At 62.8% G+C, this 26,779-nt stretch carries 16 protein-coding genes; 5 read left to right on the top strand and 11 right to left on the bottom strand.

All coding sequences use genetic code 11. The features are described from left to right. Positions 1 to 192 precede the first annotated feature (192 nt). The 4 genes from J2853_RS35855 to J2853_RS35840 all read left to right on the top strand — a co-directional run bounded on the left by J2853_RS35855 (position 193) and on the right by J2853_RS35840 (position 11,430). Positions 193 to 3,417, top strand: a complete 3,225-nt coding sequence (locus tag J2853_RS35855) for a helicase-related protein (protein WP_307565181.1) — start codon at positions 193 to 195, stop codon at positions 3,415 to 3,417. Continuing rightward, the gene (locus J2853_RS35850; RefSeq protein WP_307565179.1) at positions 3,414 to 6,278 is read left to right on the top strand and encodes a hypothetical protein; all 2,865 of its coding nucleotides are present in this window, start codon (positions 3,414 to 3,416) and stop codon (positions 6,276 to 6,278) included. Before J2853_RS35855 ends, J2853_RS35850 begins: the two co-directional genes overlap by 4 nt. Beyond that, the gene (locus J2853_RS35845; protein ID WP_307565177.1) at positions 6,275 to 9,211 is read left to right on the top strand and encodes a DUF499 family protein; all 2,937 of its coding nucleotides are present in this window, start codon (positions 6,275 to 6,277) and stop codon (positions 9,209 to 9,211) included. Before J2853_RS35850 ends, J2853_RS35845 begins: the two co-directional genes overlap by 4 nt. Positions 9,212 to 9,945: 734 nt before the next feature. Continuing rightward, positions 9,946 to 11,430: a hypothetical protein gene (locus J2853_RS35840; protein ID WP_307565175.1), complete on the top strand. Its 1,485-nt coding sequence runs from the start codon at positions 9,946 to 9,948 to the stop codon at positions 11,428 to 11,430. Here J2853_RS35840 and J2853_RS35835 read toward each other — a convergent pair. The 7 genes from J2853_RS35835 to J2853_RS35805 all read right to left on the bottom strand — a co-directional run bounded on the left by J2853_RS35835 (position 11,363) and on the right by J2853_RS35805 (position 19,714). Then, positions 11,363 to 12,199, bottom strand: a complete 837-nt coding sequence (locus J2853_RS35835) for a hypothetical protein (RefSeq protein ID WP_307565173.1) — start codon at positions 12,197 to 12,199, stop codon at positions 11,363 to 11,365. The two genes, J2853_RS35840 and J2853_RS35835, sit on opposite strands and share 68 nt — an antisense overlap. Positions 12,200 to 12,616: 417 nt before the next feature. Then, on the bottom strand, positions 12,617 to 14,002 hold the full coding sequence (locus tag J2853_RS35830; RefSeq protein ID WP_307565171.1) for a hypothetical protein: 1,386 nt from the start codon (positions 14,000 to 14,002) through the stop codon (positions 12,617 to 12,619). A gap of 11 nt (positions 14,003 to 14,013) precedes the next feature. Then, positions 14,014 to 14,583, bottom strand: coding sequence for a hypothetical protein (locus J2853_RS35825; RefSeq protein ID WP_307565169.1), 570 nt, complete (start codon positions 14,581 to 14,583; stop codon positions 14,014 to 14,016). 390 nt (positions 14,584 to 14,973) lie between these two features. Next, positions 14,974 to 16,764 carry a hypothetical protein gene (locus J2853_RS35820; RefSeq protein WP_307565167.1) on the bottom strand — a complete coding sequence of 597 codons (1,791 nt, stop codon included), beginning with the start codon at positions 16,762 to 16,764 and terminating at the stop codon, positions 14,974 to 14,976. Between the two features lie 413 nt (positions 16,765 to 17,177). Then, complete coding sequence (locus tag J2853_RS48230) at positions 17,178 to 17,618, bottom strand: type II CBASS E2 protein (protein WP_465330049.1); 441 nt, start codon at positions 17,616 to 17,618, stop codon at positions 17,178 to 17,180. Continuing rightward, the gene (locus J2853_RS35810) at positions 17,590 to 18,762 is read right to left on the bottom strand and encodes a nucleotidyltransferase domain-containing protein (RefSeq protein ID WP_307565163.1); all 1,173 of its coding nucleotides are present in this window, start codon (positions 18,760 to 18,762) and stop codon (positions 17,590 to 17,592) included. Before J2853_RS35810 ends, J2853_RS48230 begins: the two co-directional genes overlap by 29 nt. A gap of 1 nt (position 18,763) precedes the next feature. Further along, positions 18,764 to 19,714, bottom strand: coding sequence for a CBASS cGAMP-activated phospholipase (locus J2853_RS35805; RefSeq protein ID WP_307565161.1), 951 nt, complete (start codon positions 19,712 to 19,714; stop codon positions 18,764 to 18,766). Between the two features lie 197 nt (positions 19,715 to 19,911). On the opposite strand from J2853_RS35805, the gene J2853_RS35800 reads away from it, so the two are divergent. After that, positions 19,912 to 20,937, top strand: a complete 1,026-nt coding sequence (locus J2853_RS35800) for an XRE family transcriptional regulator (RefSeq protein ID WP_307565159.1) — start codon at positions 19,912 to 19,914, stop codon at positions 20,935 to 20,937. A 671-nt stretch (positions 20,938 to 21,608) separates the two neighbouring features. Here the strand turns inward: J2853_RS35800 and J2853_RS35795 are convergent. The 4 genes from J2853_RS35795 to J2853_RS35780 all read right to left on the bottom strand — a co-directional run bounded on the left by J2853_RS35795 (position 21,609) and on the right by J2853_RS35780 (position 26,479). After that, positions 21,609 to 22,880: an IS256 family transposase gene (locus tag J2853_RS35795; RefSeq protein ID WP_307568692.1), complete on the bottom strand. Its 1,272-nt coding sequence runs from the start codon at positions 22,878 to 22,880 to the stop codon at positions 21,609 to 21,611. Further along, positions 22,861 to 23,670 (bottom strand): DUF2637 domain-containing protein, encoded by an 810-nt coding sequence (locus J2853_RS35790; protein WP_307565156.1) that lies wholly within the window; start codon positions 23,668 to 23,670, stop codon positions 22,861 to 22,863. The genes J2853_RS35795 and J2853_RS35790 overlap by 20 nt, the downstream gene beginning before the upstream one ends. A 540-nt stretch (positions 23,671 to 24,210) precedes the next feature. Further along, positions 24,211 to 24,948 carry a hypothetical protein gene (locus J2853_RS35785; protein WP_307565154.1) on the bottom strand — a complete coding sequence of 246 codons (738 nt, stop codon included), beginning with the start codon at positions 24,946 to 24,948 and terminating at the stop codon, positions 24,211 to 24,213. A 277-nt stretch (positions 24,949 to 25,225) separates the two neighbouring features. Next, positions 25,226 to 26,479 (bottom strand): SGNH/GDSL hydrolase family protein, encoded by a 1,254-nt coding sequence (locus J2853_RS35780; protein ID WP_307565152.1) that lies wholly within the window; start codon positions 26,477 to 26,479, stop codon positions 25,226 to 25,228. Between the last annotated feature and the right edge of the window lie 300 nt (positions 26,480 to 26,779).

Here is a 26,779-nt window from a genome sequence, read left to right as displayed (position 1 = left end):
CAATTCGATCTCTGAATGCCGCTCCTGTATTGATCGACATCTTTGGATGGATTTATTTTTGCCTTTCATCTTCTCGTTTTGTAGGTGGAGCATGCGTCCGGACCGAGAGCCTTGGCCGATCCCATGGGTGGCCGTACGGACTACGCTGCGGCCCCTGTTTGTGCTGCACTCGCAGGCTTGCACAAGGAAGCGATGACGAGTGAACTGCCCGCGAGAGGGCGACAGGTACGCGTTGACGGCGCGCTGGTAACGGTAAGGGATGCCGACTGGGCTGGAGACGGTTCGATCGAACTCTTCGTTATCGACGCCGAGGGCCAGCCGCGACGCCTCTTATTATCTGAACAGCAATTAGTCAAGGGACTTGTCCCCACTAATGACCGCGGCGGCCATCCCGAACGCGCGCTGACGGCCCTATGGGGACGATGGATGCAGCACGCGCTTCCGCGTATCCGATCAGCCGTCCTGGCCACCCGTCCACTGCGCCCGTACGCTCACCAGGACGAAGCCGTCCACGGGCACATGCTTGGCCAGCCCCGCCTGCGGTTCCTGTTGGCCGATGAGCCCGGGACCGGAAAAACGATCATGGCGGGGATGTATCTCACCGAGGGGCGACGGCAAGGACTCATACAGGGCCGATCATTGATCATCGTGCCAGCGCACCTGGTTATCAAATGGGAGCGAGACCTGCAGCGGTTGTTCGGCGTGGAGGCCCGTCGGATCACCACCGAGATCGCCGCCGACCCTGCGGATCTCGACCCCCGCTACGGCACCTGGCTGATCTCAGTCGACCTGTTCACTCACAACCCAGATGTGCGCCGCAAGGTGGCTGGGCACCGCGCCTCCTGGTCCTTGATCGTCTTTGACGAGGCGCACCGTCTGACCCCCACCAGCCAACTCCTTGCTGCAGCACGTGAGGCGGCGGCGAGGACTCATCACCTGCTGCTGCTCACCGCCACCCCTCATCGCGGCAAGGAACACTATTTTCGCGGCCTGATGAATTTGCTGGATCCGACGCTGTACCCGTGGGAGCCGCGCCAGAGCGACTACGACATCGCGCTAGTACCCAGCAAGCTGTCTTTTCTACGACGGATGAAAGAGGATCTGGTCGACCACGACGGCAACCAGCTCTTCCCCCGCCGCTTCTCCAAGACGATACCCGTCCGTCTCAACCCGTACGAGGAAGTGGCCTACGACGCCGTAATGGACTACGTCGACGCCTTCTATGCTGACAACGCCACCCTGGCCCGCTCCATCTATGGCAAGCGGGCGGCATCCAGCTTGTACGCCGTCACGCAGACGATTCGTCGCCGCGAGGCCGCCCTTAAGGGTGCCGCGCACGAACGCAGTACCGTCGTAGTACCCGATGATCTCCTCACAGCTGACGGCTTAGGAGCAGCTGCCGACGACGACGACACCTGGGCACGCGCAGAAAGCGCTCTCGTCACCTCCAGAACACGCGACAAGAGCGCTGAACTTTCTCGTGTCGCCACCGTCCTGGAGACGCTGCGCCAGGCCGAAGAGGCAGCCTCCCCGGCCAAATGGCAGGCACTCCTAACGCTGCTCGACCAGCACAACATCCGCCACAAGTACGGACAATTGCTGGTATTCACCGAATTCGCGGACACCGCCCGATGGTTACTCGCACGATTTACTGCGGCGGGCTTCAGCGCCGACATTCTGGAAGGTGCCGTCGACCACCGTAGCCGGGACTCACTCCAGGAGCGCTTCCTTGCCGGACAATTCCAAGTCCTGGTGTCCACAGACGCGGGCGGGGAAGGCATCGACCTGCAATCGGCTCACGTCATGGTCGATTGGGACCTGCCCTGGTCGATGGTGCGCCTCGAACAGCGGATGGGACGCCTGCACCGGGTCGGCCAGCGCAACCCGGTCCACGTCTACCACCTGGTCGCCCCGCACACCCGCGAGGGCCGCGTCCAGGAGGTCATGTTGAACAACCTCGAAAGCGCAGCCGAAGCGCTAGAGGGGAAGCTGTATGACCTACTAGACGCCACTTCTTTCAGCGCTGGCTTCGACTGGGGGAAGGCGATGGTCGACGCCCAGAGCGGACGGCATGTCACCATCCCCGAAGCCGCCGCGCTCATCGAGACCGCTCGCGTCCTGGTCGCCGATGAACGTTCGCTGAGCACGCCGGCCAAGACTGGCGACGCGTTGGAGCGTTTCGCCGCTGACCGACTGGAGGCGATCAATCCGGTCATCGTCGACGCGATGGTCGACCAGCTTGCCCGCAGTTGCAGTTGGAACATCGGGCCAGGCCCGGCAAAGGGAATCCGCCGGCTCACCGTCGCCGACAAGGGGAAGCTTCCCGAGTCGCTTGGCGGGGGCAGCCACGCGTACATCGCAGCTGACGGCGCCTCGGTGCGCCAAGCAATCAATGATGGCGCGACTGGGCTGGACGACGTTATCGTCCTGGGGCCGACCGAGGATCCCTTTCAGCAGCTCATCGCGCACGCACTCTCCACAGGAGAGGAAGACCTGGTCCGCGGCGCAGCCCTCGTCGACAGCGCTGCACTCACCTCGTATGTGCTGGCCCTGTTCGACGCTGACATCCAGCTCCATGACGGTGCCACACGCGCCACACGTAAGGCCCCGCTGCTCATCCGCTGCTCGGCTGGTCAGGCCCTACCCGTGGCGTGGGAATCGCTTCTGACCTTGCGCAGTCCGGATCCGAATGACCCACCACCGGCAGGGCCCACCTCGTTGTCGCCAGCTACCCGCCACGATGCCACTGAAGCAGCCAAGACCGAATTGCGCACCCAGGTTGCTGCCTTAGCCGTCGAGCGTCAAGCGTGGATCAAAGCCGCCAGGCAGCAACTGGACGCTACGCAATACCGGTTCGAGGAATCCATCGCCGACCGACCACTCCTCGACCGCACCCAGTTGCTGAGGCAATTCACGGTCGCCAAGGACCAGCGCTTGGCTGTACTGGAAGACATCGCCCAGGTCAACAGCAGCGCCGTACGACTGGTCGGCTGGATCGCGGTTACTGGCGGCGCCCGCGTGGATCAACTGGGTTATGACCCAGACTCCGAGAAGGTCGCGATCTCTGTGGTCGTCTCCGAACTGGAACGGCGCGGCTACGAGGTCGACGACAGGCAGACTGCCGGCCTCGGTTACGACCTCTACGCGCGGCACCGCGCCACCCGTGAGCAGCGCCTGGTCGAAGTCAAGGGAGTGCAAGGACCGCTGCGCGCGGTATGGCTGGAGCAGAACGAATGGGCCCAAGCTCAGCAGCGCGGCAGCGAGTACTGGCTATACGTGGTCGACTCCTGCGTCACCAAGCCCGCTGTCCGGCTCCGTCAGCAAGATCCCGCCGCGGTGCTCGGTGGCCCGCGACGTATCGAACGCTTCCAAATCCCCCTGTCAGAGCTCAAGCGACTGATCGGAGCCCAGGCATGAGCACCTCGCCGACCGTCACCGCTGCCGAAAGTAGCGCCACCGGTGGCTTGACCGATCAGACTGCGACACCTGCTCGCCTGATCGACACCTGGTTTCCCTGCCCTGAGGTGGACAAAGCAGTCGGCACTCCTGCCGGATCAGGTCTCAGCGAGAAGGCGCTGTTCACCTGGTTTGCCTCCCGGCCCATCGCACAGGCACGTGCTGCCGTGTTGTGCTCGCTTCTGCCGGACACCCTGGAGAATCGTTTCGACATACAAGCGGCTGTCCTCAAGGGCGAGAAGGCCGCGATGCTGCGCCTGCGCAGTCGCATCGCCGAGCAGTATGGGGCCAAGCCACCCGTTGTGCTCGATATCTACTCTGGCCGAGGGATCATCTCGCTAGAGGCAACCCGCGCCGGGGCCACAGCCATCGGCATTGACCTCTCCCCCGTCGCAACCCTCGCTGGTCGACTGCTGGCCGATTACCCTCTACGTGATTGGTCCGCTGAACCCCCGCTACCTTATTCTCCCGCAACTGAATTTGCCAGGGAGGAAAAAGAAGCCGCCTCACCGAACAGTAAACGGCGAAAGTCGGCCACAACCGGTCAGCTGGGACTCGCAGGTCTGGCAGGAGAGCCACGCTTACTCGGTGATGTGCGGACTGTTCTATCTGAGGTAGGTCGCCGCGTCGCTAAACAGATGACCGCCCACTACCCTGGAAACGCCGCTCTGGGTGGCCAGGTGCCGTGGGCGTATCTGTGGGCTGTCACCATTCCCTGCGACGGCTGCAGCCGTCGGTTTCCCTTGATCGGCTCGATGGTCTTGCGGAACCCTTACAACCGCACTAGGGATGAAGGACAAGCCCTTGAGCTGATTGTAGATGGCGATCACTGGCTCCCGCACGTCAAGGACGGCCTTCCACAACAACAGCCAACATTCTCTGCGCCTGTCGGAAAGCAAGGCAAATCCGCACGGTGCCCGTTCCCTAATTGCGGCCACGTTCACACCTTGGACGTGGTCAAAGCGAAAGGATTCGCTGGTCAGTACATCGACGCGATGCTGGCCGTAGCCGAGATCGACCCCAACACGAACCGCAAAGAATTCCGGGTGCCCCGGCCAGACGAGAGCGCTGCTGCTGCACGTGCAGATCTATCGGCCCTATCTACCATCGCTGGGCTGTCTCCCTTCCCCGATGAGGCGATCCCTCGCGGAAACAAGGACAACGTCCGCGCAAGTGGCTACGGTTACACGACCTATGGGTCGTTGATGAACCCTCGGCAAACGATATTGTTCGCCACCACTGCGAAAATCATCGCTGAACTGCATCATGAGCTGCGCGAAGCGGTGAGCCCAGAGTACGCCGCCGCTCTGTGTTCATATGCCGCCTCCAACATTGCTCGGCAACTACGCCGGGCGACCCGCGGCTCGCGTAAAGAAAGTCGTGGAAGGCCTGATGGGTCAGCGCAGAATCGTGTCTATTCAGGTGACGTCTTCACCAACCAGAGCACCGTTACGCATGCGTTTGACTACCTCGAAGTAGGACCGGGCGCCGGACCGGGAACTTGGAGTTCAGTCTCCTCCAGTTTGCTGAACGCGCTTCGCAAAGTGCTGCTCGAGAACACATTCGAGTCACCCCCTGCCCGCTTGCGCCGTGCTTCCTCGGTGGCACTACCATTTCGCGACGCTACAATCGATGTGATCGTGACCGATCCGCCCTACTACGACATGATCGCTTACGCTGATTCCTCAGATCTGTCCTACGCCTGGTTCAAGCGCGCGCTGCGGGGGGCTCTCAAGGATCTCTTCGATGGCGCACTCGATGGCACGGACGGACTACAGGACAAGAGCGAAGAGATCATCGTCAAACGCGGAGCCAAGGCAAACGGTGATCACCGCACGCAGGACTTCTACGAGTCCATGTTGGCCCGCTCCTTTGCAGAAGCCCGGCGCGTACTTAAGGCTAACGGGCACATGACCGTCATCTTCGGTCACTCCGATCCCCAAGCCTGGAAACGACTGCTGGCCGCCCTGACGAATGCCGGCTTCGTGGTCACCTCGTCTTGGCCCTCGCGCACCGAGACGGCCGTCACCGGTGTCGCGACCATCTCCGTGACCGTTTCCATAGGGGCGCGGGTCGCCCCACCCAACCGACCCATTGGTATCGCAGCACAGGTCGATGCCGAGGTGATCAACCAAGTTAAGACCCGCTGCCGCACCTGGGATGGCGATGGGCTAGCTCTCGAAGACCAACTCATGGCCTCCTACGGGGCGGCCCTTCAGGTAGTGGGTCGCTATAGCAAAGTCATTACGCCAGATGGGACCGCCGTGTCCCTGGAGCACTACATGACCCTGGCCCGCCGCGCCGTCCGTGATGCCGTCGCCCTGCGACTAGACGAATCGCCACTGGAGATCTTCGACCCACACACCCGGCTGGCAATCTTCTGGCATGAAGTCCATGGCCGCATGGATGTCCCCAAGGGAGAAGCCCGTTTCTTCGCCCAATCCGACGCGTTGCGAATAGAGGACCTACGCGGTCCCATCTTGATCGAGACCAAGGCCGGATACCGGCTCCGCCACGACGCCCCCGGCCAGCTCTTTTCCACTTCCAGCACCTATGAGGTCGTTCGCGGAATGGCGGCGAGGTGGCCTGAGGGAACGGTTGCCGCCGCCGCATGTCTCACCTCCGCAGAACGCTCCCCGACCGATGCACAGGTATGGGCGCTGGTCGATTGGCTGGCCACCAAACTTCCTGCCTCTGACCCAGTCAGAGTCGCCTTGGCTGCAGTGAAGCGCAACCGCGCGTCCATCCAAGCCATTGCCGTGTCTAGCGGCACCACCCATGTAGCGGCCACCCCCCTCAGCTTGTTCGAGGAGACCTCGTGACCGAACCCGCTCACGGCGCCCATTGGGCCAATGTCCTCAACCTCCGTGACGAAGTCCGCCGCACTGACGGGTCGGTGGGCGAACTGCAGATGAGCCTGGCTAAGGCTGTCTACCAGACCGTTCCGGTCCCTTACGCCAAGTGTGGCTATTACACCGACATCACTCAGCCCACTCCGTTGCTGGTCGGCTTTCTAGGACGGGTCGCTCGTCGGCTCTGGGTGGCGGGTGTCGAGGCCAAGGCATGTTTCCACCTCGACCAGGGCATGGGCGGAGGTAAAAGCCATGCACTCGTCGGTATCTGGCATATGATCAACGACACTGGACTGTTCCTCGCCACTGAGCTCGGGCTTGCTGTCGCTGCCGAAGCCACCGCAGGCGGACATGAACTGGATCTCAGCGCGGTCGCCCCGATCATTCTCATCGGTGATTCGATGTCCCCAGGAAAAACCGATCCTCGATTCGGACCGGCCACAGACCTGTTCGGGCGGTTCCTGTGGCTGTTATTCCATAGCCACCCAGACCGTATGAGCCGCTGGCAACACTACGTTTCCCTCGGCGCTAACAAGGCAACTCTGCAGGCTGCATTCGCTGAGATCGATCGCCCTGTGCTGGTAGTCATCGATGAGCTCATGGACTACGTGATGATGTTGAATGACCAGGATGCCATCGGCGGTCTGCCTGGAGAACAAGCTTTCCTCAACGCTCTTGCCGACGCTGTCGATGACCAACCGCACGTCGCACTGATCGTGGTGATGATTCGCAGCGACAAGGACCAAGCTGGCTACCCTGTGGCTGCCGAAGAAATCCGAGAGTACATCGCAACTCGGCTGCGACGTAACGGCGAAACCGTCACGGTTACTGAGCCTGCCGACTTCGCTCAGATCATCCGCCGTCGTCTGTTCGCCAACGACATCGAAGACGCAGCCGCCCGAAGGATCGGCACCGCCTACGTTATCGCCGCTGATGAAACTTGGTCCAAGGAGGTATACAGCAAGCTCGGTTCGGCCCGTACGCTTACCAGCCTCCCCGACCGGACCGCCGAGACTTACCCCTTCCACCCTGACCTCTTCGAGTTGATCGCCAAAGAATGGTCGGTCGTCCAAGCCTTCCAGCAGGTTCGTTCCACCGTCGATATCTTCGCGCGCACAGTCCTACACTGGGCGATCGAGCATGAAGCGGGACGATGGGCACCCGATCTGATCGGTCCTGGAGACATCCCTCTGCACACCAACGCTTTAGAGGCCCTGTTGTCGTCCGGTGTACTGGCTGGCAGCGCCCGCGCCATACAAGGATTCCGCGCGGTGGCCAACACTGACATCGTCCGCTCCGGCGGAGGTGGCGGCACAGCCTTCATCATGGACTCCGCGCTCGCCGTCAACGGCGTGTCGGCCGGCCAACCAGCACCCGCCGTACGGATGGCAACCGCGTGCTTTGCCTACAGCCTGGTTCCTCGGGCCCAAGCTGCCCGTGGAGCAACCAAGCCCGAGCTGATAGCTGCCATCGCCGGCCAGGACGTGCAGTACGCGACTGCTGAAGAAGTCTTCAACGCTCTCACCGCCAGTCCCGTCCAAGGTGGCCTGGGAGCCTTGGAACGAGCACGCCCAGCCACGGGCAAAGGACCAGAACGTTTCTACCTCTCCATCAAGCAGACGCTGAACATGTACCACGCCAACGCCACAGCCATGGTTAGCAATGATCTGGCGCTGGACCGTGTGTGGAAGCGCGCCCAGCGGTTGGCCAGTAAGGGAGCCTTTAGCGGGCCGCATTTCGCGGAAGGGTCCGTCGGGAGCGATACCTCCGCTGCCGGATGCTTCTCCGGGTTTGACGGTCAGGAGAACCGTCTTGTCGTGCTCGACCCACGCCGGTGGAGCCTGCTCAACGGCCGCGATGCTGATACCCGCGTCGACCTCAACATGGCGTTCGGTGTCACGCCTGGGCTCAGCGCCACCTACGCGGCATCCATGGTGGTCGCCATGGTGAACACACAGCGCCGCACTCGCGCACGCGATCGGGCCCGGGACCTGCTCGCTTGGGAGACCGTTGTCGCCCAACTCGATCCTGTCGCTGATGAGTATCCCGAGGCTTGCGCACGCAGGGACGAGGCCCGGACCAAACTCGATACTGATGTTAAGTGGGCCTACCAGCACTACGCCTACCTACTTCGCACCTCTGACGGTCTGACGGTGCAGTACAAAACGATGCCCGACGGTAGGAGCGCCCTGTTAGGGCAGGAGGTGTGGAACGAACTTGTCGCGGTCGGTCGCGCCGTCGCAGCTGGAGCGCTGGCGCCCGAGTACGTCAGCCAGCTGATCGGCCGCGGGGCCTTCGGACGTGACCTCACCCCTATAGAGCTTTTCGCCCTCCCATACAGCGATCCCACCTGGCCGCTGGTTGCCACCGTCGATGACCTGCGCCAGGCTTTGTTTCACCTGGCTACCGGTGCCGAATGGATGCTGACCGACAGCGACGGCAATGAGATTCGCCCCGCCAGCCCCAGCCAGATTCAGCCCGCATCGATGCAGCAATTGCTCCGCCCACGTCCGGTGCTGTCGCCCCAACTTTCATCCACGTCCCTCATTCCAGTATCTGGACGCGGTGGTGGGTCGAGTCAGGGCGTGAGCAAGCTGACCGGCGGATACGCAGGTGCAAATCCTGTCCCTTCATCGCAGGCAGAGACTGAAGCGACGACCTACGAGGTGACGAAAGTCAGGATGCCGCTGTCGTCGCTTACCAACGATGCGAAACGCGAAGCCGTGTGGGGGCTCATCCGCGAACTCGCCTCTCTCGTCGACCCGGCAAGGGCGACTGTCGATCTCCAGATGCTCGGGTTGGAGATCACCGTGACGGCCCGGACGAGGGATACCAGTTCGCTCTTGTCCAAGGCGAAACTGCTGCCTGGCGTCACCTTCTCCATTGAGGAGGAGGATCTCTAACTCATCGGTGACGTATCTACACGAATGGTTGCCGTTACTGTGGACGTACGGCTCTAGCCACAAGCGGTGTTCGGTTGCACGCGCCGCCTCGTACCGGTCGGTGGGCAGCACCGGCACCACGCGTTCCACCTCAACGAGAGTCTCAACGGGCTGGCACACGTGGTCCTTGGCCGGCGTCTCGATGGACGGTTGCCGGGTGTTCCGGACGATCCACATGAGCAGTTCGTACGCGCCCGCGAAGGCCAGCGGTGCCAGAGCGCTGACCAGGCGCGACCCGAGTCCGCCGGACCAGCCGTGCGCCACGTTCGCCGTCAGCGTCACCGCCCCACCCGCCCTACTGCTCCTGCCCCAGGCGCAGCGGAAGCCGCCTGCTGAAGATGAACCGCGCCGGGATTGCTGGAGGCTCCACGAAACCCGGCGCGGTTCAAGATCCCGAACTGGCGGCTGCTGGGGTTCGCTGGCATAAGCGTGTGCCGCGCTGTTAGACCCGATTCTGTCGAGTTGAGTCCAGGAGACGCCACCTTGCGCGCTCATTCCGGACATGAGATGTCTAACCATGGGGCATCGACCCTGCTCAGGGGATAGGCGAACAGTTCAAGTCCCCCTGCATGCTCCACACCAAGAAGGTCGACAAGCTCGCCGACGCGACGCAAATCCTGAAACCACTTGCCTGCGGTGACATTGCGGTGTGATCTGGTGACGTGCAGCGATGGGACAGGTTAAATGATCGTCAGTTGACGGTGTTGCAGCGGATCGGGAAGAGCCAGGAACCGGTCAGCGCGAAGACGCCGGAGCTGGCTAGAACGGTGTACGCGCTTCGTGACCGCGGCTTGGTCACCACGCCGCGAAAGGACGGATTCTGGCAGGCCGAGATCACTGAGGCTGGCCGCTTCTATCTGAAGCATGGCCATCACCCGGACCGGCCAACTCCAGGCACAGTGAGCAGTGCCGTCGTTGCCCGTACACCAGGCGCCTCCAGAACACGCGACGCCGGTCAAAGCCCCCTCGGCCTGGCCGAGGAGTTGATCGAACGCCTACAACACAATGGGGGAACCCTCGAGATCCAGACCCCTGACCAGGAGACACGCGCGTCCTACCGGCGGGCGATGCACGCGGCCAAACAACACAACCTGGTACCTGCAGGTTTCCATCTACGGCACACCGGCCGAAATGGCGGCGATCTGATCATCCGGCTCTTCGACGACGCGCATCCGGACGAGACGGACTGGAACCGCATCCGCCTCAGTGCACGCGACAAGGTCACCGATGCCGACGCGCTGGTCAAGCTGCTTCGGGATCATCCCGAGGTACTGGCCGTCTCCGAGGCACTCATGCCCCGGGCCATCGACCTGGTCAAGTCCCTTGCAGAAGAAGCCCGCCGAAGCGGCCACAAACTTTCGATGTCCAAGAAACGCAAAGCTCGCGGACTGTACATACAGGCCGGTACGAGGCAGTACCCGGTTGCCGTCAAAGAGGAACAGGACCAAGTGGTCCGCGAGCCAGATCCCGAGGAAAAACGCCGAAGACCTTATGCCTGGCAGCGAGTCCCCGTGCAATACGAATCCGCACCAACGGGACGCCTTCGCCTGGAGTTACCCCAGTCGCCACATAGCCGACGCGACCAGTGGACGGATAGTTCGCGCTCGCTGGTAGAAAGCAAAGTATGCGAGGTCGTCAAGGAGATCGAGCATCGCGCCGGGGCGGCGGAAAAGGCTGCCCTCGCTCGGAGACAGGAATACGAGGAGTGGCTCGCCGAACAAGAACGAGAAGAAGCCGCGAAGCGGGCGCGCTGGGAGGCCTCGATGGTGCAGGCCCGGAGCCGCGCAGTTGATGACTACCGCAACACGACATTCGCCAATGCCTTGGATGCCTGGGGGGCAGCCAGCGAAATCCGCGAATTCTGCGCCGCGCTCGACCAAGCCGCGGCTGGCTGCCAGGAGCCAGGGGAAGCCGAACTCCTGCGTCCCTGGATCGAGTGGGGACACGCGATCGCCGACCGCCTAGACCCACTCCGCGGTCCATCTCGTCTCGCCCACGCGGGCTTCAACAAGGATCCAGCCCCAGACGACCTGCGCCCTTACCTCGGGGACTGGAGTCCCCATGGCCCCAAAAAGGAGTATTACCGGCCTCAAGCCGAACAGCGAACACAGGTCAGCGATGCCCACCGCGAAAGCTGGTCGTATGGACGCCGAGGTCGGCCTCAATGGTGGCGGCGATAGCGTGACACTTGCGGGCCCTCAACTCCGACACTGCACGCTGGACCAGCCCACCCAGACGTTCGACCTCGGCCCGTAAGGCCTTGAGCTCGTCATAACGGTCGATGACTTCCTTACCGCACCACTCATAGAGCGTGCCGACGACGGTCTCCAGCCGCTCCAGTTCGCGGTCGGTCTTCTCATGTCCGTACCAGGACTCGTTCCGGCGTTGTGTCTTCAGCGCTTCTTCCTGCTTCGTCATGGCCTTGAGGACGTCTCCACCCAGAACCTGGGCCACTCGCATGGCCACCTGACGAGTCGTCGGCCACGAAGCGACATAGGTTCCGAACCTGTCCTCAAAGGCCAGCGGCTCCTTACGCAGGTCCCGAGGGTCGAGACCAAGCCACGACGCCACCCCATCGAGATCGGCGATCTCCATCACTCCGGCATCTGCGACAGCATGCCGGAGACGAATCTTGTTCTTCGGCCGAACATGACCGAAGAGCAGCTTGGCCACTTCGAATTCCGCGCTACCTCGAACCTCACGTGAGCTTTCAATCGCTGCCGCCCACCGGCGATCGTCATCAAGGAACGCCCCGACGTCAGCCCACGGAGCGACCAGTTGACCACGCGCCACCCACTCCTGCAGCCCGGCCTCCTCGCCATCGAGGAAACGTACATGCAGATCGCCGTGTTTTCGCGGCCCATCGACCCGGACCACCTCCACCTGGTACACCCGCCCCCCGACGGCCTTCGGTTGATCCCTGAACCCCCAGACATCACCGACGTCCATAAACCTGCTCACCTTTCAAACCCGGCAAATGCTACCCTTTCAAGACATTCACCCTTAGCGCTTTGGTGAATCAGCCTGATAGCGCACCCTCGGATGAATGTAGCGGCAGCTCATGTCAAATTACGGCACGAATGCCCCCACCAGTTCATCTGAACAGAAATACAGAGCCGCTCGACGAGAAGGTGCGGGAGAGAGGCATTCACGGATGGGTGCTATCACAGAGGCGAGCAGCCTTTGAAGATCATTTACTGTGCTGGCATTGATCGTTCCCCCGAGATGGGAGTCATACTCGACTCTCCTGTCAACATAGCGACACGTGGCCTCGGCGGATCCCGGTGGTGCACGTCCACGCCAACGGGAGCGGACGAGTGAACATCGCCGCCCTGGTCTACTACAAGAGCGGCGAACGTTCGCGGCTCATCTACCAGCCGCTGAAGGGTTGTATCCCGACCGACTCAGAGCTTCTTCCAGCGCCGGGTAGCTGTAGTACTCACCTTCGCCTTCCAGCGCTCGAACGTTGGTCAGGAACTCGCCGAACACGGGGGCGCGTTGGGGACCGAGGTGTGATGTGCCGTGGAAGAGGAGTACGGCGAGGTTCGGCATGTCTGCCGCGGTCCGGCACTCTGAGTTTTCCCACCAGCCGTTCAAGGCTTCTCGCAAGGTCTCGATGGTCAGGAAAGGAGCGTGTTGGACGAGTATCCGCCCAGCCTGCTCACCCATACGCCAACTGCCAGCTTCGTCGATGAATTGGACCACCGCCGACACAAAGTACGGGTCGGGATGCATGGTGGCTACCCCGAGGCGATGGGTCCAGGACAGCTCGGTGAACCGCGTTTCCAGTACTGACAACCGTTCGCGCGCGTACGGGCTCCGAACCAGGGCAATCGCAGCAGCCGTCGCAGGGGGAAGCGACTCCCACTCGACGGTGGTGGACAACTTGGCCACCATCTCCTGAAGCCGTGTGGCCAGTGCCTGGTCCACCATGCTCCAGAAGAAGTCCTGGTCTCCCAACCGCACCGAGGCGCGCAGCTGGGCGGCACCTTCGAGCACCTGGAACCTCTCGCTTTGGGCGGAAATGGCCGAGCGGACCAGCTCTCGGTCCCGCTGCGCGAAGGCGATCAGGGCCAAAGCCATCCTGTCGGAATGTTCAGCGGCAGGCAGGCGCCCCTCGGGATCGAGTTCGAGCAGGGCATGCTTAGCGGCGAAACTGACGATGGTTTTGCGAGTCGCGGTTCGGACCCGGTCGAAGAAGGTGGCCTGCATGTGCGGATACGTAGGCACGAAGAACGGGTCGCAGATGTAGGTGCTGAACTCCTCGACAACCTTGCGGCCCTGCGTTGGAGGATGGGTGAGCAGGGTCGCCAGTGCGACGGCCAGGTGGCCACGGGCGACTTCTGGGCGAGGCTCGTAGACGTCCCCGAGCGTGCGCAGCGAAGGATGCGCGCATAGGTTGCGATCCTCGCGGATACGCTCCAGCTCACGTGACCCGATCGAGTCGATGAGCTCGAACTCCACGGCCTTGTCCAGCAGGCTCGCCTCGATGGCCTGCATGGCTCGCACCCCGTCCTTGCTCAGCCCTTTCTTCTGGGCCTCGGACAGAGCGGTGCGGAACGAGGCGGCCTGGCCGTCGCCGTCATCAGCCAGCCGTACGAGCTTGGTGATGATGTCGGCGGTAACGGCGCTCCACGTCGTGGTGATGCAGGCGCGAATCGCGCCGGCGTTGTAGCAGCGCCACGCCTCCTCGACCAGTGGTCGAACGTCCGGACCCCATACCTGGCCGATCAAGCTCTCCACGTCTGCCACCGCACCATTCTTCATCCAGGCGTACCGAGGAAGGAACATCTTCGAGCATTTAACACATCCATATCCTGACGATGCCGACCGCTCGCCGAGTTCAGCTCAGCGAAGTGCTCGGCGCCCTGTCGTCCCAGGTCGGTTCTCGTCCGGCCCAGTGCCGAGGAAGGGAGGAAGCGGTCCGGCAAGATGCTGGCGTTTCGCGCCGAGGTCGATGATGGCGCCCCAGTCGTGCGCGGCCCATGCCTCCAGATCTTCGCCACAGCGTCGAGATCAGCTGCGGCAACGCGCTGTGCGCCAGCATCTGTCAGCAGACCATCAGATCGGACGCCCTGCGGCTCACTACAAAGGACCTGCGCGTACGTGCGCAACAGTTCGATGCGGATCCCGATCCAGCTACGGCTCGCCCGTCCCACGGGAATGAGGTTGTCGGTGTGGGCGGCGGCTTCGGCATCGAATTCCAGACCAGACTGCCAGGGCCGGCGCCTTTCCACCGTTTCCAGGCAAAGGTTCTCGGCGGCTTGGCGGTTCAAGAGGAGCAAATTCGCGGAATGATCGTCGACGGAACGGGCCCAGGTGGCGAAATCCATTTCGGTAATAATGCAACCGGCCGCCTCGTACGTCCCCATATCCCGTACGCAGATCAGTGCCTTGTCGCTGGGACGTCGTCAAGGCCATGTGGTGGGCCAGCCAAAACCTCAGTGCCCGGAAGACCGTTTAGATGATCCAACTTGACGGCGTCGTTCGGCAGATGCAGATAAAGAGTCATGTCTCTCCAGTACTTTAGGGCTGGCAAGAGAGCAGCTAGGACAGGATTCCCAACCACAGATAGATGATTCGTTGAAAATCCTAGGCGGATCATAGGACAGGTGAATCGGCGACGGCAGCTCTGGTCATTGCCGCGATTTTTCTCTTTCACCGAGCCTGGTTGGCGTAGCAGTCAGCGAACAAGAGGCGAACAGCCGAGATCTTCGAGATCCTCATTCGCCAGCACCCAGTCGATTCAAGATCATAGATTTGAACTCCGCTACCGAGTTTTCGAGGCTCTCCTCTCTCCCGATATTTTCACCCCCGAACTTCGACGCCAGGAAGAACATAAAGTTAGTGTGGCGATATTCGGAAGTATGCCAGGAATCCAAAAGATCAGGAAGCGAGATACCGCGATTGGAGTATAGACTGACGGCCGCCTCAAGTTCTTCCAGACTTAGCAGGGAAAGTGGACGAACACCGGCTTGCGTGAGTAGGTTCTCCTGGACGAGCACCTCGAAGAGGTAATCGCGAGTAATCGGACTAAACGGAAAATGACCACCCCGGACAATAACTGGATAAATCTTATGCGCCCCAACAAGAAGTGGGGATTTCTCTGGCTGCTGCGCACAGAGGAGGTTGTCGGCGGTAATCGACAACTGCCGCGCCTTCTTCACAACTATTTTCTCCGCGTCCTTCTTGAACGCCTCAACGTCTCCGTGTTCTCGTGTAGCAACCGTCATGGTCGCACTCACGATTTCAACAAGAAGACACGACGATCCAAAGTCGACGCCTACATCGCACGCCTTTCCGGGAAATGCTCTCTGTAGGTCCTCTTCGGTGAAGAAGGTGCTCGCCTCTCCACCGAGAAGCGGTGGCGCTACGACTCGAAGTTCCCCTTCGACGTGACATTCGATCATCCTGGAATAGGCTTGGGTCCACTTCAATCGAGCCTTTTCCCCATGATTATGCTTCTCGTAGTCATGAACGAGCCAATAGAGTCCTTCCGTAACCCGCTCAAGGAGAAATGTCTCATCCAGGACAACGACATTCTCCCCAAGAAGCAGAAGAGGGCGATCCTGAACAGGCATCATTTGCCAGGCCCCTGACGCATTTCCCAACTGCTCGGCGAGCTGCTCCGGACTTACTGCGAAACGACTCAAGAATACATTGATAATGGCACGATCAACTGGGATACCCTCAAAGGCATGTATGCCCACAGAGCCGCCAGGCTCGTGCGAAATAATCTTTGAATAATAGGCAAATGCCAAAGCCAGGATGTCGTCAAACTCTACGCCAAGAGCCTCCTGTATCATTTCTAGAGGAGGACGGCGCGCAGCAGCCTGCACTTCATACCGCGTCCACAACATTCTGCTTCGACCGAGCAGACTTCCCGCTTCCGGGATCTCGTTGAACAGTTGGTTAGAGATCATTTCCATTGCCAGGGATTGAGATAGCCCACCCAGGCGAGGCTCCCCCTCAGCACGTTTTTCATTTCCCAGATTCTCAGCAACGAGATGAACCAGGATAATTGCAGCGACATACAGATCTATCCCGGCTACCGCATCCGCAACAGCACCTTCATGCGACTCAGGCTTAGCGCATAGGACCGTATGAATGGCACGCAAAATTGCCTGCCGACTAATGAGCCTCCTGCGCGGCCTGCCGGGGATATCAGCCAGAGCATTAACCACAGAATGCGCAATATCATCCGGAAGCGCAGCTAGGAAGATTTGCTTATATCTCTGAACCAACCCAGGCTCGCGAGAGGCATTAGACACAGCATGGTTCAGGCCTGCCAAGGCGCAGAGGAAGTCTTCGACCGGATATAGAGCCAAGATTGCGTTCAGCCACTCGGTTCCATTGTATGTGCGGCCTCGCACCTCCTCGGCAGGTTTGAGATACTCGCTAGCAATAAGGTAAACGTTAGCGATCTTCGCCCATCTGTCCGCGGACCGATCTCGAACGATATATAGCCGCTCACCCGTGAGCTCCTCGGGGGTATTCATGGGATAGCCCGGCATTGCGAGAACATACTTAAGAGACTCCCGTAGTTGACGCTTAGGCACGATAGGAACCCTAGTCCGTTTGGCACACATACGCGGCAGCAGGTAGGCGCACCCGGAGGTAGAGGGTTGCCCCAGGGCCCCCTTCAGAGCCAACCCCAGACCGAAAAAATCCACATTCAGATTGAACTAGGCTCAAATTTACCAACTTAAGAATATTTGGGCATGTCGGCCAATTAGCCGCTGTTAATGATGATTTTCAGGACGAGACGGGATCGGGAGTAATCGGCGGAACATGCCGACTGCGGCCGTCGACTAGGCCTTCAATCGCGTCTAGCCATGGGATGGTGCCGGACCGGACAGCGCTACCGGTGCACTTGTAGATAAGGCGTTCCGGCGGCCCGTCAGAAACCAACCGATCCCAACCCGCTTCATCTCTCACTTTCAGCGTCCTCGTCGGCCGGTGACACCGTATGGTCCTCACCGCTGCCCGCCCAGCGCCCAGTGATCAGCCACAGCTCGTAGTGCAGAAGCCACTCACACGTCCACGGCAGGATCGTCCTGGCCAGGAGCATGTCTTCGGTCCACTCCCCTGGAAAGTAAAGGCATAGGTCGCCCCCGCTGTACACGTGCGGGAGGCTCGTAGCACGTGGATGCAGTTCAAGGAGAGGGTCAATGACTCTCACCCGTGGGCTGCTTCGATGTCGGTAAGTGACCTTCACCGTGTAGACGCGGCAGAGGACGTTGGGCTGAAGCGTGACGGTACAAACCAGATGGCCGCGATGTACGACCCCCTGCGCATGCGGCAGGACCGCTTGGATCGCGGCCAACTGCCGGCCGAGATTAATGGCGCGACGCGGAGTGCTGACCATAGAACGTGTGCCTACTGTTACGCGGACCGGTCTCGGTGGGAGCAGCGGAGAGCAGGCCTGTCGAAGTCATCCGCAGTTTCGTGGAGGCACTGCCCATGAGGTCGGCATACCGGTTGATTGAGTGGCGCATGGGGTCGCGGTCGAAAGCCTCGGCAAGGCGAGCGAAAACGACGTGCACCCCCTTGGTCTCCATGCCAGCCAAGTCGTTCATGGCGGCCCTGATGTCTTCGAGCCAGGTGTAGAACGCCTTCCTCCGCTCGGGATACTCCTTCCACTTGTCTGTGAAGTTTTCACCCTCGTGCGCGGGGTTGGGCACCCACCACGTGCCGTCCCGGTTCTCAATGAAGCTCGGCATGAGGTCGAGCACCATCCGCGTAGCGGTGAAGAGGTCGCGTTCGCCGGTGTACGCGCGGGCGGCGAGGGTGGTGATGAGGATGGACGGGGGACGGTTGTCGGGGTCCTCCTCGAAGAGGATCATGCAGTGCCACTTCAGGATCTGCACGACGCGCTGGAGCGGCGTGCGAGCCGACCAGGCGGGCACGCTGGCGACGCTGGGGTGCCGCTTGGCTTCGAAACCGTGAAGCAGCTCAGAGCGCCCACGGAACCAGTCCGCGTACCCGATGGGGTTGCTGTGCTGCCACTTCCAGAAGTTTTCGTCTGTAAGGAGGATCCCGTCAGGCTGGTGCTCCTCGTCGGGGATGGTCGGCAGGACGTCAAGGTGGAATCCCTCGTAGCCCATCGTCCAGCAGCGGCGGCGAGATTCGAGGCTCTTGGGACCGTCGGTGTCACGCCGGGCGTTCTTCCAGGCCATGTAGCTCTGTAGTTGAGCGCCCACTCGCTGCTTGAGAGCGTCCTGGGTGATGCTCTCCTTCGCCAGCGGCAGCCAGCACACGAGGTCGATGTCGTACTCGCCGGATTCTGTAGCGGGCCGGACGACGGTGCCGAGGCGAAAGGATCCCTGGGGGTAGATTCGGCAGCCAGGGCTGCCGTTCTCAGCAAGCCAGCCGCCTACCTCCTCGTAGCAGTTGATGGTCGTTTTCTCCAGGTCCGGGGCGACATCGAGTGCCTCCACGGCCCCGTCGAGCAGCATCGACAGCATGTCGGCGAGCGTGTCCGCGCTCGTCTCCGGCGTCAGCAACGTCATGTCAGTCCTCTCGTACGGGGTAGTGAGGGTTGAACGTTGGCGCGAGGTGGTCGCAGAAGGTCCGGTGGACGGATGGCGAGGCGTCACGGCTGACGTGACCAGCGAGTCCGTACAGGGTGTCGATGTCGACCTTGTCCAGTGCTAAGGCGCGCGTGGGGACCGTCGGGTTGAGGCGGAGCACGTTGTCCTTCCCGACGAAATGCCGTACCTGTTTGGCAGCGCTTTCGCTCTGCGCGCGCATGAGCACTTCGACGGCGTCGCCCGCCCAGGGCAGGAGACCGCCTTTGTCGAGTCGGCGGTGGCGGGTGCGGACATCGGTCGTGGTGCCGAGGCTGAACACGCGGATTTTCTCCAGCGGAATGTTGAGAGGCCCGACCGCCTCGGTCAGCGCGACCATCGTCGGGTTGTTCGCCCACACCCCTCCGTCGACGAGCCGGGCGCCGTCTAGGTGCATCCCTGGCAGGTAGGTGGGCGCGGCCGAGGTGGCCAGTGCGACGTTGACCGCGCTTTCACGCCAGTCTCGCTTCAGGGTCGACAGGTGCGGCGTCCGGAAGAGGTAAACATCATCAGCGGCGATGTTGTACGAGGGGATCACCAGCCGCTTGGTACTCTCCCCGAAGGTACGGTCACCGAAGACTTCCGCGAGGGCCGTCCGCAGTGGCTCAGAGCCGTACTTGGCCCGCATCACATGCCGCAAGACACGCATCCGGCTGCGATCCCGGAAGATCCTCGGGCCGTGCTCGGTGTAGAAGCCGAGGATCTCCTTGGGCGACAGGCCCAAGCCTAGGCCCAGGGCGATGATCCCACCGGTGGAGGTGCCCGCGATGAGATCGAAGTGGTCGACGATCCGGGTGCCGAGATCCTCCTCCAGGCGGGCCAGGACCGCGGCGGAGAACATGCCGCGGAACCCTCCCCCGTCCAGGGACAGAATCTGGAAACGCTCGGTCAACATAACCGACCTCCGTACCGCCGCTCCGAGGAGACCACCGAGGGCGATCTCTACTATCGAAGATACTTAATACCACGACATCATTTTCCGTGTGAACTTCTACACTGACAGTGCGACCCACACTCCGATGGACCACCCAAACGGGCGGGCGACACCGGGATCCGACAAGATGAGGGAAGAAAAGTAGGCGAGGGGAAGAGATGAGCACGCAGGCGTTCGACCGGATACGCCTCCGCACAGCCCGAGAACTGGCGCAATGGAGCCAGGCGAAGCTGGCAGGCGAAGCAGGCCTCACGCCTGCCGCGATCAGCCAATTCGAGAGCGGCGCGGCTCGCCCCAGTCCCGACACGATCGCCATCCTGAGCCGACTGCTCGCCGTACCCCTCGGGTTCTTCCACATGCCGATGACGGAGAGCCACGAGGGCTTCTTCCGCTCGCTGCGACGGACATCCATCGCCGACCGACGACGCGCCCGAGCAATCGCACACGTCGCCCACGACCTCGCCATCGAGGCTGCCCAAGCAGGCCTGTTTCCCCCCACCAACGTGCCAACGATCCCCGTGAGCGGGCTGGACGCCGGAATCGACGAGATAGAGCAGGCCGCCGCGCGCATTCGATCGCTCTGGGATGTCCCGCCTGGACCGCTGACCAATGTCGTCGGACTACTTGAAGCACACGGGGTCACAGTCATCCGTCTGCCGCTCGGCAATACGGACGTCGACGCCTTCTCCCTGCCCTTCGCCGACCATTCGGTCGTCGTCCTGAGCACCGACAAAAACGACCGCGCCCGCTCGCGTTTCGACTGCGCCCACGAACTCGGCCATCTCATCCTCCACGGCGAGCAGATATGGGGCGTCAAAGAGGTCGAGACCCAGGCCCACCAGTTCGCGGCAGCTCTCCTCATGCCCGCAATCGACATCTACGACCACCTACCGAGCACCGTCGACTGGCCAAAACTGTTCGCGCTCAAGCAGCAGTGGCAAGTCTCTTTGGCCGCCCTGCTCATGCGCGCCAAGACGCTGGGCAAGATGAAAGACACCACCTACCTCACCGCCATCAAGACCGCATCCGCGAGAGGATGGCGGCGCGTCGAGCCGGTCCCACTCGGTCCCCCCGAGCAACCAGCAAGGCTCCTAGAGTTTCTTAGCTCGCCTCGCAGTGTCACTGCTCTTACTGCACTCCCGGCGCAGATCGTGGAGAACATCCGTTTCGCGTCAACCGCTTAATTCCCAGCGATGTCCTATCCGGTGTGGCGGGCATCGCTATCGACACGAGCAAGTGGAGGTCAAAGGCAAGATCCCGTAAGCCGCACCCGTGTCATGCGCGCCGCCCAGAAAGTACGTGATCGGCCGGCGGTGGTCTCCCCGTGTGCGTGAACACATTGGTAGATATAAGTCGGCATCGGTCGCGGAGACAATGCTGCGGCATCGTGCCGATGCTACTGAGGTTCAGGAAAGGGCGCACGCCCCCAGCATCTTCCTAGCTACTGTCTTGGCCGGGCGCTCGTGCGCCTCATTCTTTATCTCCATCAGTCGTCTTGCCGTTGCTTTGGACGTACGAGTCCTCTAGTCACAAGCGGTGTTCGGCTGCACGAGCCTATGCTCTACGGAACTCAAATTGATCTTGGTGCCAATTCTGGGCCGCGATAAATGATTTATCGCGGCCCAGAACCTTGATCGTTTCAGAATGGGGGACCGCCCGATGATCGAACTAGGCGATTGGAGGACGACCCGACCACCCCGTTACCGATGTCTTTTACTACGCGCCACAGGCCTCGCTCGTGCCGGTCGAACGGAGGCCTCCCGGCGGCGGCACGACACTCTCCGAATCGGCCACCTCGACGATGGCGTGGGCCCGCTCCTTCGAGCAATCGTCAATACCTGTGGATCAAGATCTTTTAAGCGGCTGCGGATGGGACGTGGTCGTCGGGTCGTTCGACGAGCTTGCCGCCGGTGAAGGTCGCCCCGGCGCGGACCAGCGCGACCAGATGAGGGGCGTTGACCGCGCGCCAGCGGGCCTGGGCGGACTCGATCAGCTTGAACGCCATGGCCAGCCCGGCAGCGCGTGAGCCGGGCCCCTTGGTGACCTTGGTGCGGTGCCGGACGGTGGCGAAGGTCGACTCGATCGGGTTGGTCGTGCGTAGGTGCACCCAGTGCTCGGCCGGGAAGTCATAGAAGGCGAGCAGCTCCTCGAGGTCGTCGACCACCTTGGTCACGGCCTTGGGATACTTGGCGCCGTAGGCGGCCTGGAAGCCCTTGACCGCGGCCTGGGCATGGTTTTTGTCCTCGGCGTTCCAGATCTCGGCCAGGGCCTTCTTCGCTGCGGGGTGAGCGGACTTCGGCAGCGCCCCCAGCACATTAGCGATCTTGTGAAACCAACACCTCTGCTCTCTGGCCTGCGGAAACACCTCCCGAAGCGCGGACCAGAACCCCAGCGCACCGTCCCCCATCGCCAGCACCGGCGCCCGCATCCCGCGCCTTTTGGCATCGCGCAGCAGATCGGCCCACGACTCAGCCGACTCCCGATAGCCGTCGCTCAGCGCGACGAGTTCCTTGCGGCCATCAGCGCGCACCCCGATCATCACCAGCAGGCACAGCTTGTGCTCCTCCAGCCGGATGTTGACGTGGATGCCGTCGACCCACAGGTAGACGTAGTCGGCGCCGGACAGGTCGCGGGCGGCAAACGCGCGCTGCTCGCCCTTCCAGGTCTCGGTCAGACGAGTGATCACCGGCGCGGACAGGCCCGCGGTCGAGCCGAGGAATTGGCCCAGCGCGGGGATGAAATCGCCCGAGGACAGGCCGTGCAGGTACAACAGCGGCAACACCTCGCTGACCTGCGGGGTCTTACGCGCCCAGGCCGGCAGGATCGATGAGGAGAACCGCTGACGCTCACCCGTCTGCTCGTCGATGCGCTTGTCGTTGACGCGCGGGGCCGTGACCTCGATCGCGCCGGCCGCGGTGAGGATCTCGCGCGGCTGATGGGAGCCGTTACGCACCACCAGACGGCGACCGGCCGCATCGCGCTCGTCAGCGAAGGCGGCGATGTAGGCGTCCACCTCGGCCTGCAACGCGGCGGCCAGCATCTTACGGGCGCCCTCACGGACGATCTCATCGATCAACGAGGAGGCGGCGGCCGTCGATGAGCTGTCGTCAGCGGGCGGTTCGGGCACTACGGTGAGCGGCACGGGTGTGCCTTCCCGACCGACGCGCCAACGTCGGCCTTATCTCGAAACCATCATCGGATGATCCGGGAAGGTACACCCCTCCCCGGCAGATCCACAGGTTTCGATCATTGCTCCGCTCCTTCTCCACCTCGGTGATGATCTCCTCGGCCTCACGCTGTTCCAGCCCCCACCGGCTCATCAGCGGGCGTCGGCCGACCCTCTGATTGCCCTCACTAAGGCTCTCGATATAGGTGAGCCGCGCCGCCTCGTACCGGTCGGTGGGTAGCAGCGGCACCACGCGTTCCACCTCAACGAGAGTCTCAACGGGCTGGCACACGTGGTCCTTGGCCGGCGTCTCGATGGACGGTTGTCGGGTGTTCCGGACGATCCACATGAGCAGTTCGTACGCGCCCGCGAAGGCCAGCGGTGCCAGAGCGCTGACCAGGCGCGACCCGAGTCCGCCGGACCAGCCGTGCGCCACGTTCGCCGCCAGCGTCACCGCACCGCCCAATGCAAGCGCTACCCATGCCAGCACCGGCACACGTAGCCGACGACGCGAGCAGTAGACCATCACCAGCGACGCCATGACGATCACACCGTCAGACATCGCCGGATACAGAATGGCCATGTCGTGCCGCTCACCGAGAACGATCGCCAGACCATAGAAGTGGTGGTATGAGACGTAGGCGGCCGCGCCTGCGACTGCCAGCAGGACAGCCACCGCAAAGCCCAGGATGATCCGGTCCCCGTACCGATCGCGCTGAGTGCGCCCGACCCAAGCCCCTTCGATCGGCACCGCCTCCCCGGCAGAGGAGGGGCGCATCGCCCGGGTCCCGGGTTGATCAAATTGCCGGGATGCAGGAAGGGGTTCGGTGTGGCAATCACCGAGGCCCTGACCCCTTGTCATCGCTGTCCTGGGCTTAGCTGAGATTGTCTGCTGAAGATCCCGAGCTGGTGGCTGCTGGACTTCCCCGGCATGGGCGTGTGGCGCGAAGCAGGGCCCGATCTCGTTGAAATGGGTGCGGGTGCCGCTTCCCTGTGCGCCTATTCCGGACATGAGAGGTCCAGCCACGGAGCGTCGAAGCTACTCAGGAGATGGGCGAACGGTTCAAGTCCCCCCTCGGACACACCGATATGTATGAGGTCCTGGCCACTTACCAAAGTGGCCAGGATTTTTCTTTTCCGGTTGATGGACAAGGCTCGTTCAGCGAGCCGTTTCCAGGCAGCACCATGCCCTACGCCCCTTCCCGTCGATGATCACGTCGCGGGCGGCGGCCAGGGCGACGACGATTCTCGGGTGGTGCCACAGCGGCGCGGGCGCCTTTCGCGGTATGCCCTATTGCGGTCGCATCAGGTCAAGGTCTTCGCCCCATGCGTCCAGCACCGCGCCGTGCCCGGCGCGTCGGGCCGCTGCCTCGGCCTGGGCGAAGAGGCGCCGTTGCAGGGGCACGTCGCCCGTTCCCGAGATGCGGTTCGCGGCCTCCAGCAGCATCCCGGTGTCCCAGCCGGGCAAGGGGCATCGGGCGAGTTCCCATTCCAGATACTTGTTGTAGGGGCGTGGGCGACGGTCGAGAGCGAAGAGCAGCTCCAGCAGAAACCGGATGCTGTCGGCGGCGTCGAGGCGGGCGGCGAGTGAATGTCCGTCACGGTCGTTCTTGACGGAGCGGTAGAGGGAGTTGGCATAGGCGTCGAGCCATTCACCGGAGTTCCGGAATGCCTCATCGGCGTTGAGCCGCGCCTTGGTGGCCAGGATCTGGGCGATGCCTCCGTCGAGCCGGTCGAGCACGATCCGGGCGCGGGCGAGGGCATAGCGCTCGAAGCCGGGCATTCCAGCCGCGCGAAACTCGGTGAGGGAGACGATGACGAGGTCGAGCTCAGGAGTGCGGTGGCCGGCGAACCGGGTGAGATCCGTTGTCGCGCCGTCGGCGAGGACGACGTACAGGTCGTGGTCGGAGTGCTCGGTGGTCATGTCGTCGTGGGCACGGGAGCCCTTGAGGACGAGGCCGACGACGGCGGGGTCGGTGGCGGCGAGCTCGACGAACGCGCGGTAGGTGAGGGGGCGCTGAGTGGGCATCGTGCGATCTCCGGAAGGGATGGTGGCGGGTATGCCTGTTGGGGCGGCCCCGCCGGCCGGGGGGTCGCCCGCACCGTCCACGGCGGCACTTGGCCGCCGCCCGGAAGATCAACGCACGCGCGGACTTTATCGCCGGGCCGTCCGAGAGGTATCGCAATCGGGGCGACCTCAAGCACGGCCGGTTTCGCAGGACGGCGGGAAGCCCCGCTGCGACGGCGCGCTCCCCGGAGGCAGGGCGCGCGCTGTCGCGTATCAAGTCGCGCATCAAGGGGAGACGTCAGGAGACGGTGAGCGTGCCGTTCGCGTTACGGGCGCACGTGACGATCGTACGGGACGCGGCGGTGAGGGCGCCGGTCAGGCACTGGCCGAGGACGGTGTGGCCCGCGGCGTTGGGGTGCCACGCCTCCTGGCAGGTCTGGAAGTAGGTGACGCAGGTGTTCGCCACCCGCTGAACGCCGATCTTGTCCCAACCGGACAGGTTGGTGACGTACGTGCCGGTCGGCCCGTCCTGCACCCGGACCGGCGTGGCGAGCGCGCCCGCCGGGCTGCCGGGGTTCTCGCAGAGCCGGGCCCCGTCGAACGCCTTCTGGACGTCCAGCACGCGCAGGTCGGCCGTCGGACGCTCGGCCGCCAGCGTGGTGTAGGCGTTCTTGACCAGGGAGCCGAGGTTCTGGGAGAACACGTGCCCGGGGGCGAGGCTCGCGCGGTGGATCGGGCAGCCGGCGGCGTACCGCTCGGCGCCGAGGTCGCGGAACTTGTCGCGGGTGTCGGTGCGGTTGTCCTCGTCCCGGTACTGCGGGGCGACGTCGAGCGGCAGCGGGTTGGTGTAGGTCTGCAGGACCACCTGGTGGACGCCGTCGGCGTCGACCTGGGCGAGGGTGTCGAGGATCTGGCGCAGGGCGGCGGTGGTCTCGGTGGTGGCGGCGGCGACCTCGGCGTCGGAGGCCAGATCCGAGACGGTGCAGGGCTCCTGCGGCACGTCGCCGCCCAGGTAGGCCCAGAACTCCCACCAGCCTGTCCAGGCGTCGGCGATGAAGCGGTTGGCGCACACCGTGGCCACGTCGCCGAAGGTGAACTGGCTGTTGTTGGAACCGAGGCCGACGAGGACGACGTCGATGTCGTGGGTCTGGGCGACGGCGCGTAGCTGGTCGAGTTGCGAGGCGACGGAGCGGCCCTTGGCGCGGGCACCGGAGGGGTTGGCGATGTCGGCGGGCTGGCCGCCGGAGCACGCGAGGTTGAAGCGGTCCTGGATACCGGGGAACGACGCCTTGAACAGCGAGGCGTTCGCCGACCGGTGGCAGAAGTAGGCGTTGCCGTTGGCCGCCGACCAGCCGGGGAAGGACTGTGCCGTCCCGGAGGCGTCGACGACGGGCTGGTAGTCCCCCGCGCCCTCCCCGCTGACGAAACTGTCGCCGAGCGCGACGGCGGCGGCGGGCAGAGCCGCCTGCGCCGCTCCGCCCTGGACGACTTGGATGCCGACCGCGCCCACCAGGAGCGCGGCCATCGCAGCCGCACGCCGGAGAACCCTCATAACCGCCCCATTCCCTACCAAATAGGCATGAAATAACGAATACCTGGATCACAACACGCCGTGCCGACAGCGTCAAGATCTTCATGAGGCCCGGCCGCCTCACCTAAGAGATCGCGTATAACCCTGATGGTCAAGCATGCGTTTGCTTGTACGGATCGAGCGTTCGGCGACGGGTGGATGGCGCGTGCGAACCGCGTCCGGCTCCGGGCGAACGTTCCGGCGACATGCCGCTTCTCTGTGCCGCGCCACTTTCCTGGTGCCGCGTCGCGGGAGTTTCGATCAACAGTGCTGGACTTTAGT

The sequence above is a fragment of the Streptosporangium lutulentum genome (genome assembly GCF_030811455.1).
Lineage (GTDB): Bacteria > Actinomycetota > Actinomycetes > Streptosporangiales > Streptosporangiaceae > Streptosporangium > Streptosporangium lutulentum.
Note: the sequence above shows the minus strand (reverse complement) of the source record. Positions and strands in the feature narration are given on the sequence as shown.

Coding starts and splice junctions, on each gene's coding strand:
- J2853_RS35825 (WP_307565169.1), bottom strand. CDS start 14,583: ATGGATTTCGCCACCTGGGCCCGTTCCGTCGACGATCATTCCGCGAAT.
- J2853_RS35835 (WP_307565173.1), bottom strand. CDS start 12,199: ATGGACGTCGGTGATGTCTGGGGGTTCAGGGATCAACCGAAGGCCGTC.
- J2853_RS35810 (WP_307565163.1), bottom strand. CDS start 18,762: ATGACGTTGCTGACGCCGGAGACGAGCGCGGACACGCTCGCCGACATG.
- J2853_RS35855 (WP_307565181.1), top strand. CDS start 193: ATGACGAGTGAACTGCCCGCGAGAGGGCGACAGGTACGCGTTGACGGC.
- J2853_RS35850 (WP_307565179.1), top strand. CDS start 3,414: ATGAGCACCTCGCCGACCGTCACCGCTGCCGAAAGTAGCGCCACCGGT.
- J2853_RS35780 (WP_307565152.1), bottom strand. CDS start 26,479: ATGAGGGTTCTCCGGCGTGCGGCTGCGATGGCCGCGCTCCTGGTGGGC.
- J2853_RS35805 (WP_307565161.1), bottom strand. CDS start 19,714: ATGTTGACCGAGCGTTTCCAGATTCTGTCCCTGGACGGGGGAGGGTTC.
- J2853_RS35800 (WP_307565159.1), top strand. CDS start 19,912: ATGAGCACGCAGGCGTTCGACCGGATACGCCTCCGCACAGCCCGAGAA.
- J2853_RS35820 (WP_307565167.1), bottom strand. CDS start 16,764: ATGCCGGGCTATCCCATGAATACCCCCGAGGAGCTCACGGGTGAGCGG.
- J2853_RS35785 (WP_307565154.1), bottom strand. CDS start 24,948: ATGCCCACTCAGCGCCCCCTCACCTACCGCGCGTTCGTCGAGCTCGCC.
- J2853_RS48230 (WP_465330049.1), bottom strand. CDS start 17,618: ATGGTCAGCACTCCGCGTCGCGCCATTAATCTCGGCCGGCAGTTGGCC.